This is a genomic window from Legionella steelei (assembly GCF_001468005.1).
In the GTDB taxonomy this organism is placed as follows: domain Bacteria; phylum Pseudomonadota; class Gammaproteobacteria; order Legionellales; family Legionellaceae; genus Legionella; species Legionella steelei.
Map to the genome: position 1 here is coordinate 1298218 of NZ_LNYY01000019.1, position 15157 is coordinate 1313374.

The following is a 15157-nucleotide window of genomic DNA, read 5'->3' on the forward strand; positions in this document are numbered from 1 at the left end:
CGCCCTAACGGGCACCTTCTCCCCTCAGGGAGAAGGGAAACTACACGAACCCCAATTGCCCCCTCCGGTCATCAGGAGAGGGGTTGGGCTGAGGGCAACTTAACTGCTAGCTCGCTAGCAATTTTATAAACTGTTCTTCATCCAAAACAGTAACACCTAAATCATTTGCTTTATCCAGTTTAGATCCTGCCTCAGCTCCAGCAATTACATAATCTGTTTTTGCGGAGACACTGCCACTGACTTTAGCTCCTGCAGTCAATAATTTTGCTTTGGCTTCTTCACGTCCCATAGTATTTAAAGTTCCAGTTAAAACAACTGTTTTTGCAAATAAAGGATGCTCTTTATTTACTTTCTTTTTCTCAACTTTGGGCCAATGAATTCCGAGAGCTAATAAACGCTCAATAACTTGGCGATTATGATCTTGGGCAAAAAAATGAACAACATTAAAAGCACCTACAGGTCCCATATCTTGCAAATTCATCAACTCGTCTTCTGTGGCCATGGAAATCGCCTCAATATCACCAAAATGTTCTGCCAGCATACGAGCGCTGGACTCGCCAATTTCAGGAATTCCAAGAGCATAAAGAAAACGACTAAATGTTGTATTTTTGCTTTGTTCCAATGCATCCAATAAATTTTTTGCTGATTTTTCTCCCATACGAGGAAGATTTGCCAAAGTAGAAACATCCAGCGTATAAAGATCAGGTAAATGACGAATAAATCCTTCATCGACCAATTGTTCGATAAGCACGGATCCCAAGCCCTCAATATACATGGCCTTGCGTGAAGCAAAATGCCACATCATTCTTTTGAGTTGCGCTTTGCAAAATAAACCACCCACACAACGAGCAACCGCCGCCCCTTCTTCACGCACTACATCAGAACCACAAACCGGGCATTTTTCAGGTAAGTGGATCTCCTTGGTATTTGCAGGTCGTTGCTCCAAAACTACTGAAACGACCTCAGGAATCACATCACCAGCACGACGAATAATCACTTTATCGCCTATACGGATGTCTTTCCTGGTGATTTCATCCATATTATGTAAAGTAGCATTACTTACAGTAACTCCTGCAACGCTAACCGGTGCCAAACGTGCTACTGGAGTTAAAGCACCTGTTCTTCCTACCTGAAAATCAACTGCTAAAAGCTCTGTCATCTCTTCAGTGGCAGGAAATTTATGGGCACAGGCAAAACGCGGTGCTCTTGAAATAAAACCAAGTTGCTGCTGCAAAGGAATACTGTCAACCTTATAAACAACACCATCAACCTCGAAAGGAAGTTGATCGCGTTTGGCTAACATATCATAGTAATAATCCAAACAGCCTTGCATTCCCTCTTCTCGCTTAATGTCAGAAGACACTCTAAAACCAAACTTTTTGAGAAGTTGCAATTGCTCCCAATGTGTGTCGGGTAAAGCGTACCCTTCACAAGCGCCTATGCTATAGCAATAAATTGCCAAAGGCCTATTCGCAGTCACGGAGGGATTCAATTGCCGTAAACTTCCTGCTGCAGCATTACGTGGGTTCGCAAAAATTTTTTCACCCGCTTCCTTGGCTTTTTTATTGTACGCTTCAAAACCCTCTTTGGGCATGTAGACTTCACCACGAACTTCAATAAAACGAGGTGGTTTCTCTACTCTTAAAACTAAAGGGATTGCAGCGATTGTTTTAATATTGGCAGTAATATTTTCACCCGTAGTCCCATCACCGCGAGTTGCGGCAGAAACCAGGGTGCCATTCTCATAGGTGAGATTAACAGCAAGCCCATCCAGTTTAGGTTCACATGTAAAAACCAAGTTCTGGACCGGCTCATCCAGTTTATCTGTTACGCGTTTAATAAATGCTTTTAATTCATCTTCAGTAAACACGTTCGATAAAGACAACATCGATTGCCGATGTGTTGCTGGCATAAACGCATCTGCAGGGGTACCGCCAATGCGTTGAGTTGGCGAATCTGCAGTTAATAATTCAGGATACTTCGTTTCTAAATCCTGTAATGCTCGAAAACAACGATCGTATTCAGCATCAGGAACTATTGGTTCATCCAGAACATAATAGTGATAATCATACTGCCTTATTTTTTCTTTTAGCTCAGCAAGTGTTCCTTTTATTTCATCAATACTCATTCATCTCATCCGTATAATCTCAAACCACAGGAGTCATTGCTTTTGAATGCATTGTAGCCTGGGTGCAGGCAAAGCCGTAACCCGGGTTTCGCTGCGCTGCACCCAGGCTACAATACTCAATAAACTTATAACCAATCAGAGGGTAAGCAATTATCCTAAAACATTAGTTTATCATTAAAAAATATGCTATAGATACATGTCGATTTAACATGAATTGGGGCGTGATAAAAATGGATTTTAAACGTATCTTAATAACAGTGTTTTTGTTTCTATTCTCCACATTGATTTACTCTCTTCCTCAACCAAATGAACATAGCAATTTGGGCATCGCATTCGTTCATGGAACAAATGACCATCGTGAGGATGCGGATGGTGGTTATTGGAAAACTGATTTTATGGAAAGTATTGCCCAAGCACTCCCTAATCCTAGAAATTACTATGTAGTTCATTGTGATTACAGTAAGTATATGTGGGAAGAAGATGCTGCAGGATGTACAGTGAATCAATTATTAGCATTCATAGAGCATAAAAAAATTGACTCTTTAATTCTTTACACGCACTCCAATGGCGGCAATGTAATGCGTTGGATCCTGTCAAATCCAACTTATGACAGCCGATACCTGCGATTAAAAAGCAAAATCAAGCACATAGTCGCCCTAGCTCCTTCAAGTGGAGGAACGCCACTTGCGGACATACTTCTCAATGGAGGTATTTTTGAAGCCAGTCTGAGCTGGATATTAGGTTATACGGGTGATGCCATTAAGCAACAACGCGTTGGTGACATGAACATCTATAATGAAGAGCTTTTATTTGGTACTAAAAATCGACCTTCCCTGCCCGTAGCGTTTAATACCGTTGTGGGGACCGATGTAACCGCCTCACCTTTTTCTTCAGCCAGCTATTGTAATGGTTATTTACTCAATAGTGGCTTAAAAATTTCCAAAGTCTATTTAGACTCTTGTGCCGATGGCTTTTTAAATTGCAGTTCCCAAGCAGTTGCTGGTACTGTTTGGTTTTACGATAAGGAAAAAACAGAAGATGAAACGATACTAAGTCACAATCAAAGTCGCCATTCATGTTTTGGGTTAGATAAAATACTAATTTCTGCCTTAGCTTTAGAAGGAGCTTCAAAATGAGAACTACACTAACCTTATTGTCTTTGTTTTGTTGCTCACAAATCAATGCATTTACGCTCCCCCAAAACCAAATCAAGTCTTATGATTGTGATGTTTGCAGTACTTTGCCTCATGAAAGTTTGCAAGATAGCTGGAAGATTTCCGAAAACCTTTTAATTAAAACTGAAAAAAATGTGCAAAAAAGTTATAGTTACAGTCAAAAAATAACGGCAGCTCAATTACAACAAGGCATAAACTTACCCATTCATTCGCCAGAAGCTGTGCTACGCATCATCCCGCTACAAAAAGACAAAGCTATTCCTGCATTAGAAATAAAAAGTACTGCCAGTAAATTCATGAGTCTCAAAGATGCCTCTTCTTTGTATAGTCAGGATGAAGCAATCGATGAGTCACTCAGACTGGGTGCACATCAAACCATGCTACAAATCAAACCTGAGTTAGGCTCTGGTAATTTCGTAATCCAAAGCAAACACATAAATCCATCAAGTGATGCTGATCAATATCTAATTCATGTTTTTGAAAAATACTCCTTAATCTATTTGCAGGTCGAACCCTCTGAATTGCAATATCAATATGGCGATCAATTTAATGCACTCATTCTCCTAAAAGATAATATTACGTCCTATCCAGTGGATGATATTCACGCCTCATTGATAGGTCCTGATAACCAAATAGTTCCTCTCGAAATCAAACAAGTAAAACGTAATCAATTCCAAGCCAGTACCCAGTTATCTTCTGACGATAATACTCATGGCGGCAATTGGTATATTGATGTAGAGGTATCGAGTGAACTGGATGAAAACACACCTACACATCGTAGCGCACGTGCCGCTTTTTCCTATTCGGTGCCTTCTGCCAGCTTAATGAGCATTAAGAAAGTCTCTTCTAAGCCTTTGACCTTAGCTGCCACTGTGAATGTGGCTACTGCAAGTCGGTATGCCTTACAATGCATTTTATACAAGAAAAACGCTAAAGGTGAGGATATTCCGGTTGAAACATCACAAAGTGCGCAATGGCTTGATCCAGGAAAGCAAACAATTCAATTTAGTTTTGACAATTCGGCACATTTAGCAGAGGATCAGCTCTCAATTGGTTACCTACATCTTACTGATTACGGGCAACTAAAAACGGTTTATCAATATGATCAGCCAATTAGACTCAGTCAACTTTTGGACTAATGAATGCAATTTTTATCTTCAATCTCTTTGCTTGAGGGCATCGCTTGTGCCTTAGCCCTCCAATTTTCATTCTTCATTTGGTTTTTGCTAAAACAAAATCAACAAAAAAAACTAAGTAAGCAACTACACGAAAAGACTCTTGAGGCATTTACCACGCAATTGCATCAAGTACACGTGAATGTAAATGAGAAAATCAGCCAAGGACAATTGATAACACAACAAATGATTCATGACACGGTCCAAAAACAAATGACTGATGTTCGAGAACAAATCAACCATAGCTTTAAACAACACGCCAGCGCGCTCACCTCTCATCTACAATTGCTTACTGAAGAGATTCGTAATCATCTCCATGGACTAACGCAACAAGTCAATCATAAATTAGCGGAAGGCTTTGAAAAAACGTCCACTACATTTATTGACGTTGTAAAACGCCTCACGATCATTGATGAGGCACAAAAGAAAATTACTGAATTATCGAATCATGTGGTCAGTCTACAAGATGTGTTGGTTGATAAAAAGGCGCGCGGCGCATTTGGTGAAGTGCAGCTCGAAACCTTAATCAGCAATATGATTCCCCCCAATCATTTTCAAATGCAATATACATTAAGCAATCAAAAACGCGCTGATTGCATTTTATTCCTGCCTGAGCCTACAGGTGATGTGGTTATTGACGCCAAGTTTCCTCTAGAAACCTATCAACGGCTTATCAATATTGATGCAGGTTCAGTCGAAAAGAAATCTCTGCAACAGCAATTTCGTCAAGACATTCAAAAACATATTAAAGATATTGCCGAAAAATACATCATCCCTGGCGAAACTACTGATGGTGCCATGATGTTTATTCCTGCAGAATCCATTTTTGCTGAAATTCATGCCAATTATCCAGATTTAATTTCTCTTTCTCAAAGATTAAAAGTATGGATTGTCTCACCCAGTACATTAATGGCAGTCCTAACTACTGCTAAAGCAGTACTTAAAGATGATGCCACCCGTAAACAAGTGCACATCATTCAAAAACACTTACAATCTCTGGCAGATGACTTCCAACGCTTTGAAAAAAGAATGGACAAACTATCTAAACACATTGATCAGGCGCATCAAGATGTCAATGAAGTAAATACCTCTGCTAAAAAAATTACCTCTCGTTTTCAAAAAATCGAATCCGTGGATATCGAGTTAGAGCAGTTAGAGCTCATAGAGACCGATACATCATTGAATGAAAACTAAGATATTGTCTTGAAGTTGTGTAGCCTGGGTATTGATTTAAAGAAAATAGCGAAAGATTATGATGTCCCCATTTAATAAAAATACTTATACTAATCAAACATTCACGCAATTAACCATTGAAAAAGAACGAATCGAACGCATTGATTTTGAAAATTGTCAATTTAAACAATGTAAATTCATTGATGTTATATTCCATCATACAAAATTCACTGATTGCGATTTTGAATCCTGTGATTTGGCTCTGACAAAATTTCCGAGTTGTAAATTCTCAGAAGTCTCTTTTAAAAATTCAAAGCTCATTGGGATAAACTGGACGGAATTGAGTTGGCCCTTGGTCAAGCTAACAAGCCCCCTCTATTTTTATAGCAGTAATCTGAGCCACTCCAGTTTTTACGGATTAGAACTCTCTAACTTAATTATTGAAGAATGCAAGGCTCATGATATTGATTTTCGAGAAGCAAATTTAAGTCATGCGAGCTTTATAGACTCCGATTTACTAAATAGCTTGTTTCTCCATACCAATTTAAGTGCTGCAGATTTTACAAACGCCATCAACTACACCATTGATCCGAATGAAAATAGAATCAAGCATGCACGTTTTTCTTTCCCAGACGTCATCGCCTTGTTACATCATTTTGATATCAAAATTCAAGGCTTGCCTGGTAGTGATTCGTAATGCCATCCCTGTATGTGTTATGACTAAAATAACTCAAAGTGAGGGATCTGCACTCTGTAGTATGGTGTTACAATGAGAAATCCTCGTCGGACCCGGGATGAAAGCACTAAAAATAAATAATCCGCAATTTTAAGATGAACCAAGACAACACATCAGGTATAATAGCCAATTTTTAAACCCGAATGTCTAAGCTATGCCCATAAATACCTTACTCTATCAATCGACGCAGGCCAAACAAATATGGGGACAACTCCATGGAAGCAGCTTAGCACTAGCACTTGCTGAATATTGCCAACAGACTTCTGGAATTAAATTATTGATTGCGAAAGACAATCTCAGTGCAAATCAGTTGCAAGCAGAATTGAATTTCTTTCTCAATCCAAATTCCCCTCAAGAATTATTGTTTTTTCCCGATTGGGAAACACTCCCTTATGACCAATTCTCCCCCCACCAGGATATTATTTCCGAACGATTATATACATTAAGTCGCATCCAACAAGTAACAGATGCCATTGTCATCACTTCAGCAAGTACTTTAATGCATAGGCTTTGTCCACCTGAATTTTTGAATCAATATGCTTTAATGCTAAAAGAAGGACAAAAACTGGATTTAACTGCTTTTCGTAACCAGCTACAGCAATCCGGTTATCATTGTGTGAATAAGGTACTTGAGCACGGCGAATTTGCTTTACGCGGCTCCATTATTGATGTGTATCCTATGGGGTCTGGTTTGCCATTTCGTATTGAGCTTTTCGACGATGAAATCGAAAGTCTCCGCGAATTTGATACAGAAACCCAACGTACTATAGAAAAAATAAAAGAAATCAATGTATTGCCTGCACGAGAGTTCCCTTTAAATGAACAAAGCCAGCTCCTGTTTCGACGTGCTTTTAGGGAACTATTTCCAGGGAATCCAAGTCAATGCCCTATTTATGAGGCAATCAGTGAAGGCCAGTTTCCTTCTGGAATCGAATATTATCTGCCTTTGTTTTTTGAAAAAACGGTCACTTTTTTCGATTATCTGCCAGAAAATGCCAAGATTTGCCTGATTGAAGACATCCAAAATAATGCAGAACAATTCTGGCAAGAGTTGAACGAGCGTTATGAGCAAAGACGATATGATGTCAGTAGGCCAATTTTATCACCTCCAGCATGTTTTATTAATCCGACGGAATTATTAACTCAAGCCAATACGTACGAACAACTTCGCTTGTTCCAAAATACTTCAGATAAAAAAGGGGCTGTGGTTAATTTTGACATTATTTCGGGCCCACAATTACCCATAGATAGGAAAACACAAGAGCCTCTAAGCCAGCTGCGTGAATATTGTGCTGATTCTTCACGCCGCTATTTACTGGTAGTCGAAAGTGCTGGACGGCGTGAAGTGTTGCTTGATTTGCTTAAGCCAAGCGGCATTAGCGCTAAAGTCCAAACCTCATGGCATGATTTTATTAATGATACTGCGCCAATCAACATCAGTACTGGGAGTCTCATTTACGGATGTGAGCTAAAACAGAGTAATCTCGTTATTATTGTTGAATCACAATTATTTGGAGAACAAAGTACCCCCCAAAGACGGAGTGCACAAAAAACTGTTGACCCCGACTTAATTATCCGTGATATGGCCGAACTACGTGTTGGTGCTCCAGTAGTACATCTCCAATTTGGTGTAGGGCGTTATCAGGGATTACAGCATATTGAATCCAATGGGATTGCCAGTGAATTTTTAGTTCTTACCTATGCAGGCGAAGACAAGATTTATGTACCGGTAACTTCACTGCACATGATTAGTCGCTACACTGGCGTTGATAGTGATCATGCACCCTTACATAAACTGGGTTCGGATCAATGGCAAAAAGAAAAGAAAAAAGCCGCTGAAAAAATCCATGATATTGCTATCGAATTACTTGATCTTTATGCCAAAAGAGAAGCACAGCCTGGGCAGCAATATCAAGTAGATCACAATGAATATGTAAAATTTGCTAGTGCTTTTCCATTTACAGAAACACCAGATCAATTAAACGCTATCGAACAAATCATAAAAGATATGGAATCGCCAAGACCTATGGATCGTTTAATTTGTGGGGATGTAGGTTTTGGTAAAACCGAAGTAGCCATGCGCGCTGCTTTTGTTGCGGTACAAAACAATAAGCAAGTCTGCATTCTAGTCCCAACCACTCTGCTGGCAGGGCAACATTTTGAATCATTCCGAGATCGATTTGCCGACTTCCCCATCAATATTGAGTTGCTCTCACGTTTTCGTTCAGCCAAAGAAACTGAAACAGTTCTTGCATCCTTAAAATCAGGAGCCGTTGATATAGTCATAGGAACACATAAACTATTTCAAAGTAAGATTGCTTTTAAAAATCTTGGATTACTTATTATTGATGAAGAACATCGGTTTGGGGTGAAACAAAAAGAACACATCAAAGCCTTACGTACCTATGTCGATATTCTATCCATGACTGCGACCCCAATTCCTAGAACATTAAACATGGCAATGGCTGGAATCAGAGATATCTCGCTCATGACCACACCACCTGCCAAACGTCTCGCAATTAAAACATTCTGGCAAGAGAAAAAAGATTCCACCGTACGCGAAGCCATCCTTAGGGAAATCCTTCGAGGTGGCCAAGTCTTTTTCCTGTATAATAATGTGGAAACGATCGAGCACATGTGTCAGGAATTGCAAGCTCTAGTTCCGGAGGCAAAAATCCGTACGGCTCATGGGCAAATGCGTGAACGTGAGCTAGAACGAGTCATGTCTGATTTTTATCATCATCGCTTTAATGTCTTAGTCTGCACCACGATCATTGAAACCGGTATCGACATTCCCACCGCCAATACAATTATTATTGACCGTGCAGATAAATTTGGTTTAGCACAACTGCATCAGTTACGTGGACGTGTAGGTCGTTCTCATCATCAAGCCTATGCGTATTTATTGACGCCTAATGAAAAATTACTCACCTCCGATGCCACCAAGCGTTTAGAGGCTATTGTCTCCTTGGAGGATCTGGGCGCAGGCTTCACTCTAGCAACCCACGATCTAGAAATTCGTGGAGCAGGTGAGCTTTTAGGAGAGGACCAAAGTGGGAACATGCAGGCGATTGGCTTTAACTTGTTTATGGAAATGCTCGATAGAGCGGTTCATGATTTAAAAGCTGGAAAAATTCCTGAGTTATCTGCCCCCATGCATCAAGGTCCCGAGATTGATTTACGAATCAGTGCAATTATTCCTGATGAATATATTCCAGATATCCATAACCGACTCATTATGTACAAACGCATTGCCAATGCAAAAACTAAAGAGCAATTGCATGACTTACAAGTTGAGTTAATTGATCGATTTGGTTTGTTACCACACCAAGTCAAACATTTATTATTGATTACTGAATTAAAATTGAAGGCTGAAACAATGGGAATTCAAAAGATCAGTGCTGGTGCACAGCAAGGCAAGCTGGAATTTAGTGAAAAACCCAATATTGATCCGGCCATTTTAATTAATTTGATTCAAGTACACGCCAAAAGGTATCAAATGGAAGGACCGCAACGCTTGCGTTTTACTCTTGACAGTACCTCCTCAGAAGAGCGTATTTTTGAAATAAGTGCCCTGCTTAATAAATTAAATGGATAAAATGATCTGGAACAGGGTAACCCAGGATAGGTGTAGGATTATTGAATGATAAAGTATGATTTTTAAATACAGTCGAATAAGCCCAGAAATTGGCTTTGCTATTTCGGGAATACTTTGTGCCTTTATTTCGTTCTATCTGAATCAAAACACAGGTATAGACCTATCACATACCAGTTTTATTGTCATTTTAGGCGCCGCGTTCATTATGTGGACTTTTCGTCTTGTGCCTGAGTATCTCCCAGCTGCATTGATTATTCTTAGTGCACTTTTATTCAATATAGCGCCACAGAATGTCATCCTCTCCGGTTTTACCTCTCGGAGTTTTTTTATTGCGGTAAGTGTTTTTGGTGTTGGCGCGATCATGAGTAAATCAAGGCTATTTTATCGTTTGGCCTTAATTTTATTAATTCATCTGCCATCAAAATCTTCTTTATTGCAAAAATTCCTGTTTTTTATAGGTGCCTTAATTACACCGATTATGAGTGTACAAAGCTCGCGTATCGCTTTAATTGCGCCTTTATTAGATGATATTCTTGAGAGCAGTACCATTCATCCACGCAGTGATACAGCCAATGCATTAGCCAATGCAGCCTTTAATGGGTGTATTTTACTTTCAACTATTTTTCTTACGGGAAAATCGAGTAACTTTATTCTCTTTAGTCTCTTATCCGAACAAAATCAATGGCAAGGCAATTGGCTACATTGGCTTTGGGCGGCATCTTTTCCAGGCTTATTACTAATTGCTTTGTTTTTTATATTGCATTCAATCACGTTTAAATCACCTAATACCTTAAAAATAAATCATTCTAAATTAAAAAAAGAGCTGTGCTCACTGGGGCAACTCTCTTTTGCGGAGTATATTGCGATTATAAGCCTACTGCTTTTTGCAATCGGAACTATTATTTCTACCTGGAAAGATATTTCTACATTTTGGACCTGTATTACGATTTTCACATTGCTGTTATGGACTAATGTGCTGGATAAAAAGGAATTACTCAAAAAAATTAACTGGAGTTTTTTATTTTATTTCGGTGCCATAATAGGCGTAATGCATGCATTGCAAAACATTGGATTTGAACCTTGGCTACTAGCCCATCTTCAATGGCTTAGTCATTTAGCCCATGCAAACCCCTTTTATTTTATTGTTATCATTTATGTTATCAGCTGGCTTGGGGGCTTGCTTTTAGGAACAATGATTGCGCCTGCGCTCCTTTTCACCGTGATTATACCTCTAGCCAATCAGGGTACAGTAAGCAACTGGGTTGTTGCTTTCGTTATTTTAATGGCAACTGAAGCCTGGATTTTTCCTTATCAGTCGAGCTATTTTTTGTGTTTTGAAGAGTTACTCAAAACAAACAATAACTTCCATCTTAATCCACTACTAAGATTAAATGCCTGGTTTTCCCTATTAAAACTAGGCATTGTGATCGCGTCGATCCCTTTTTGGTATTTTTTTGGAATTTAATATAAAGACAACATAGATGTAGCCTGGTTGCGTACAACCAGGCTACGATATATTTAACTAGTTCCGCCAACGGTTAACGCATCTATTTTCAAAGTAGGTTGACCTACACCAACTGGAACTGATTGCCCTTCTTTACCACAAACACCTATTCCTCGATCCAACCCTAGATCATTGCCAATCATGCTGATTTTTTTCATCACATCAGGCCCATTGCCAATGAGTGTTGCTCCTTTGACTGGCGCAGTAACCTTCCCATTCTCAATAAGATAAGCTTCGCTGGCAGAGAAAACGAATTGGCCCGAAGTGATATCAACCTGTCCTCCTCCAAAATTAACAGCATACAAGCCGCGTTGCACAGAACGAATAATTTCTTCTGGATCATGTTGGCCCGCTAACATATAGGTGTTCGTCATCCTAGGCATTGGTACATGTGCATACGATTCACGTCGGCAATTACCGGTAGATTGCATTCCCATCAATTTAGCATTCAACTTATCTTGCATGTAATTCACCAAAACACCATTGTCAATCAATGTAGTGCACTGGGATGGAGTTCCTTCGTCATCAATGGTGATAGAACCACGTCTGTCTTTTAAAGTACCATCATCAACTACCGTAACACCTGGTGCTGCGACTTGCTGGCCGATACGTCCTGAGAATGCAGATAACCCTTTGCGATTAAAATCACCCTCCAAACCATGTCCTACTGCTTCATGCAATAAAACTCCTGGCCAACCTGGCCCTAAAACTACAGGCATTGTTCCTGCAGGTGCAGGTTGTGCTTCTAAATTAATCAATGCTTCGCGCACCGCTTCACGCGCGTAACTTAACGCATTCTCTTTTTCAAGGAAGTAGGAATAAGCCACACGGCCACCTCCTCCAGAGCGAGCAGATTCCCGTTTACCATATTTGTCTTCTACAATAACACTCACATTGATACTGACTAAAGGCCTAACATCTGCAATCATTTGTCCCTGCATCCCAGCAACCATCACCACTTCATAACAACCACTTAATGAGGCATTAACTTGGATTACGCGAGGATCAATGCGGCGTGCTTCTTGATCAATTGCCTCTAATAAAGCTATTTTTTCTTGCTTGCTCATGCCCTCAATAGGATTTAGTCCTTGATAGCGATTTATCGCAGCACTTTGAACCTGGATGGATTGCACTGGTTTGGAGCCCGTTAGTGCAATAGAACGAGCCGCATCAGCTGCTCGCAACATTGAAGGCAATAAAATGTCATCACAATAAGCAAAACCTGTTTTATCGCCACTGACCGCTCGAATACCTACACCTCTATCCAAAGAAAAGCTACCACTTTTCACTACGGAATCTTCTAAATACCAAGATTCATAGCTGCAACTTTGGAAATAAAGATCCGCATCGTCAATATGGTGACTCATCATGGTTTTAAATAATTTTTCTATACCCGTTTCATCTAGTGCCGCAGGAGCTAGTAAGATTTTTTTTGCGGTGGTAAGCGCTTCTGTCATTTAATAAGTACCTTTCAATAAATAAAAATAAATTATGTTAGTAGAATAGGATATCAACCATTCAGTTTTCTACTACCGTGCACTTGTACTCTATTTTATAAGTTTAATACATGATGTTCTAAACAGGGGAAATTTCGACGTAGCTCCTGCTGACTTTGTAAATCAATGTCTGTTGTTACTACACCAGGTCCTGTTTCTTTCTGTGTCAGCACTTTTCCCCAAGGATCAACGATCATGCTATGACCAAAAGTAGTACGTCCATTTTCATGTCGACCACCTTGATTTGCTGCCAAAACATAGCAAAGATTTTCAATCGCTCGTGCTCGCAACAATACTTCCCAATGTGCAAGACCGGTTACCGCTGTAAATGCAGAAGGAACCGTAAACAACTGCGCCCCCTCCAACATAAGTAGTTGATAAAGCTCAGGAAAACGTAAATCATAACAAACGGTAAGCCCTATTTTTCCAACTGGGGTATCTACCAAAGCCAAATCATGCCCCCGCTCAATAGACATCGACTCTTGATATGACTCTTGTGATGAGACATGCACATCAAATAAATGGATTTTGTCGTAACGTGCAGCACACTTGCCGTGAGCATCATAAACCAAGCAACTGGCACGTACCTTTGAACCAGAGCTTTTCAGAGGAATAGTTCCAGCAATGACCCACAAACCTAAGTTTTTTGCCAATTGACTGATTTTTTCTTGTATTGGCCCAACACCATAAACTTCACCAATCTGCAATTTATCTGTTTCATGAAGTCCCATGAACGCGAAATTCTCAGGTAAAAGTACGAGATCCGCCTGCTCGTCACGGGCTTGTTTCATGAGATGTTCGACATGTTGTAAGTTCTCAGCAACATGTGCTGAGGAAACCATTTGTACTAGTGCTGCCCGTGCCATAATAAATCCTAAAATTTAGACTTAAAAAACGTCGAAACTTCAATCTGTTGTAGCCTGGGTGCGGTGCAACGAAACCCGGGATTAAAAAACTCAGACATGTCTCAACCACTGCGCAGCACCTAGGCTATATCTTCTTTCATAATACTACTATAGTACTATAGAACCTCAAAACAAAAATACTTTGTTTTAAAACTTGAAATATAGGAAACTGACCCATAGATATGCTAGACTAAATATAAACATAGAGGAGCTCTAAACAATGAACCGAAATGATGTCACCATACTTACGCGACGTAATGAGTCAGTACTTTCGAGTAATAAGGTACTGCGAAATACTTATTTATTACTAGGTCTGACATTCCTGTTCAGCGGATTCATGGCTGTCTTATCACTTACAAGCGGCGCACGTCCAATGAACCCCCTTCTTATGATAGTTGGCGTTTATGGTTTAATGTTTTTGACCCAAGCTTTAAGAAACAGCGTCTGGGGATTAGTCAGTGTTTTTGCCTTTACCGGATTCCTGGGATATACCTTAGGTCCAGTACTTAATTTCTACATTAGTCACTTTTCTAATGGCCCACAATTAATTGCAACTGCATTAGGCGGTACTGGTATTATTTTCTTTGCATTATCTGCTTATGCCTTAACAACGAAAAAAGATTTTAGCTTCTTAGGCGGATTTCTTTTTGTTGGTATTATGGTCGTCTTATTGGCAATGATTGCAGGAATTTTCATTCACATACCTGCATTACAATTAGCGATTTCAGCTGCTTTCATACTTATTTCTTCAGGATTAATTCTCATGCAAACCAGTGCGATTATTCATGAAGGTGAAACCAATTACATTTCAGCCACAGTTGGTCTTTTTGTATCGATTTATAACTTGTTTGTCAGTTTGCTTAACATATTAAGCGCATTTTCTGGCCGCGACTAGTTACCCGTCTCCTCTACCTGAATCCCGGTTGATTTATGCCGGGATTTTTTTTGTCAGTGTTCACACTGTGGAACTTGGACTCAAATCTGACTTTCCAACAAGAATCAAATTTAGAATGCTGGACTTAACAGCCCAGCCTACAGTTACTTTCCACTTAGATTCTATATATAAATGTCCCTTCTCCCCATGGGAAGAAGGTGCCAGTCACTGCAGATGAGGGATGCCCTCCTCTACAAGTGAGAGAAGAAGTTCATTTTAGTATGATTACATAATTGTCGCTGGGTGCAGCCTAGCGGAACCCGGGAATGACATCTTCTTTAAACCTGGGTTCCACTAGGCTGCACCCAGGCTACTCATTTTGTTGCCAAGTGG

General features: G+C 39.9%; 10 protein-coding genes. 7 read left to right on the forward strand and 3 right to left on the reverse strand.

Annotated features, from left to right (window positions below; all coding sequences use genetic code 11):
- Positions 1-106 precede the first annotated feature (106 nt).
- Entirely contained in the window at positions 107-2128 is a 2022-nt protein-coding gene (gene ligA, locus Lste_RS09860) for an NAD-dependent DNA ligase LigA (protein WP_058510850.1), read from the reverse strand.
- A 230-nt stretch (positions 2129-2358) separates the two neighbouring features.
- On the opposite strand from ligA, the gene Lste_RS09865 reads away from it, so the two are divergent.
- The 6 genes from Lste_RS09865 (at position 2359) to Lste_RS09890 (ending at position 11450) form a co-directional block, all read left to right on the forward strand.
- On the forward strand, positions 2359-3264 hold the full coding sequence (locus Lste_RS09865; protein ID WP_058510851.1) for a hypothetical protein: 906 nt from the start codon (positions 2359-2361) through the stop codon (positions 3262-3264).
- Positions 3261-4442, forward strand: coding sequence for a DUF4785 domain-containing protein (locus Lste_RS09870; protein ID WP_058510852.1), 1182 nt, complete (start codon positions 3261-3263; stop codon positions 4440-4442). Before Lste_RS09865 ends, Lste_RS09870 begins: the two co-directional genes overlap by 4 nt.
- A 3-nt stretch (positions 4443-4445) precedes the next feature.
- The gene (locus Lste_RS09875; RefSeq protein WP_058510853.1) at positions 4446-5672 is read left to right on the forward strand and encodes a DNA recombination protein RmuC; all 1227 of its coding nucleotides are present in this window, start codon (positions 4446-4448) and stop codon (positions 5670-5672) included.
- A 58-nt stretch (positions 5673-5730) separates the two neighbouring features.
- Positions 5731-6348, forward strand: a complete 618-nt coding sequence (locus Lste_RS09880) for a pentapeptide repeat-containing protein (RefSeq protein ID WP_237760462.1) — start codon at positions 5731-5733, stop codon at positions 6346-6348.
- A gap of 193 nt (positions 6349-6541) precedes the next feature.
- Entirely contained in the window at positions 6542-9985 is a 3444-nt protein-coding gene (mfd, locus tag Lste_RS09885) for a transcription-repair coupling factor (protein WP_058510855.1), read from the forward strand.
- A 55-nt stretch (positions 9986-10040) separates the two neighbouring features.
- Positions 10041-11450, forward strand: coding sequence for an SLC13 family permease (locus Lste_RS09890; RefSeq protein WP_058510856.1), 1410 nt, complete (start codon positions 10041-10043; stop codon positions 11448-11450).
- Between the two features lie 53 nt (positions 11451-11503).
- On the opposite strand, the gene tldD is transcribed toward Lste_RS09890, so the two are convergent.
- Complete coding sequence (tldD, locus tag Lste_RS09895; RefSeq protein WP_058510857.1) at positions 11504-12946, reverse strand: metalloprotease TldD; 1443 nt, start codon at positions 12944-12946, stop codon at positions 11504-11506.
- Between the two features lie 95 nt (positions 12947-13041).
- Positions 13042-13851, reverse strand: coding sequence for a carbon-nitrogen hydrolase family protein (locus tag Lste_RS09900; RefSeq protein ID WP_058510858.1), 810 nt, complete (start codon positions 13849-13851; stop codon positions 13042-13044).
- Between the two features lie 259 nt (positions 13852-14110).
- On the opposite strand from Lste_RS09900, the gene Lste_RS09905 reads away from it, so the two are divergent.
- A complete protein-coding gene (locus Lste_RS09905) occupies positions 14111-14785 on the forward strand; it encodes a Bax inhibitor-1/YccA family protein (protein WP_058510859.1) in 675 nt (224 codons plus the stop codon).
- The last annotated feature ends 372 nt before the right edge of the window (positions 14786-15157 follow it).